Origin of the sequence: Bradyrhizobium algeriense, assembly GCF_003062295.1 — a bacterium.
Lineage (GTDB): Bacteria > Pseudomonadota > Alphaproteobacteria > Rhizobiales > Xanthobacteraceae > Bradyrhizobium > Bradyrhizobium algeriense.
Genome location: NZ_PYCN01000137.1, coordinates 1 through 1,476 on the forward strand (window position 1 = coordinate 1; position 1,476 = coordinate 1,476).

Genomic DNA, 1,476 nt, shown 5'->3' on the forward strand with positions numbered 1-1,476 from the left:
GTGACCGGCTATCTGATCAAGGAATCTGCGCCCAAACGTAAGGAGAAGCGCTCGTGACCCATTCTCTCACTCGGCGTGCCGTCCTCGGTGGGGCCTCGCTCGCGATCGCGACGCTCGGCTCTGCACCATCATTTGCCGCTACCAAGATCCAGCGCCTGATCTCGCCCGGTGGCATCGAAGCCTGGTTCGTGCAGGAGGCCACCGTCCCGCTGATCGCGATGGAATATGCCTTCGGCGGCGGCGCCAGCCAGGACCCGGCTGAGAAGCCCGGCGTCGGTCACCTGGTCGCCAGCCTGCTCGACGAAGGCTCCGGCGATCTCGATTCCAAGAGCTTTCACGAGCGGCTCGACCGCCGCGCCATTGAGCTGAGCTTTACCTCGTCCCGTGACCAGTTTCGCGGCTCCTTGCGCATGCTCAAGGACAACAGGGACGAGGCCTTCGACCTACTGCGAATGGCGCTGACCTCGCCCCGTTTCGATGCGGCCGATGTCGAACGGATCCGTGCGGCGGTGCTCGCGAACCTTCGGCGTGACTCCACGAATCCTTCAACGCTCGCCAATCGCAAGTTCCTTGAAGTCGCCTTTAACGATCATCCTTATGCTCGCCAGGCCGGAGGCACGGTCGAGAGCGTGCCGAAAATCGACGTCGCCGATCTGAAGGACTATGTCCGCCGCGTGATCGCCAAGGACACGCTCAAGATCGCGGTGGTCGGTGACGTCGATCCAGAGACGCTTGGCAAATTGCTCGACAAGACCTTTGGCAGCCTGCCGGCCAAGGCGCAGTTGACAGAGGTCCCCGATGTGGTTGCGGCAAAGCCGCCGCAGCGCGTCTACGTTCCGCTCGACGTGCCGCAGACGGTCCTGAGCTTCGGCGGTCCGGGCGTCCGCCGCAGCGAGCCGGATTTCATGGCGGCCGATGTCGTCAACCAGATCCTCGGCGGCGCCGGTCTGTCGTCGCGGCTGTTCCGCGAAGTCCGCGAGAAGCGTGGGCTCGCCTATTCCGTCCATGAGACGCTGCTCTGGATGGATCATTCCGCGCTGTTCGTCGGCAATACCGGCACCCGCGCCGATCGCGCCGGCGAGACGGTGGAAGAGATCGAAAAGCAGGTCCGCCGCATGGCCGAGGAAGGCCCGACCCAGCAGGAGCTCGACGAGGCCAAGTCGTACCTGAAGGGCTCGCAGATGCTGGCGCTGGATACATCGTCCAAACTCGCGCAGGCGCTGCTGCAATACCAGATCGACAAGCTGCCGATCGACTATATCGAGAAGCACTGCGCGCTCGTCGATGCGGTGACGCTGGAGGATGCCAGGAAGGCGGCGCAGCGGCTGTGGGGCCAGGGTCTGCTCACCGTCATCGTCGGCAGCTCCCCGCAGGCCGCAGCCCAGTCGACCACCGCGCCATCGGCCACGACGCCGCCGCCAGCGGCAGTACAGCCAGGCGCCGCGCCATCCGCCGCAACGCCGGCAACACCCAATT

At 65.0% G+C, this 1,476-nt stretch carries 1 protein-coding gene; it reads left to right on the forward strand.

What is annotated here, in order from left to right:
- Positions 1-53 precede the first annotated feature (53 nt).
- A partial coding sequence (locus C7G61_RS42690) for a M16 family metallopeptidase (RefSeq protein ID WP_108523409.1) occupies positions 54-1,476 on the forward strand: 1,423 nt, incomplete at its 3' end.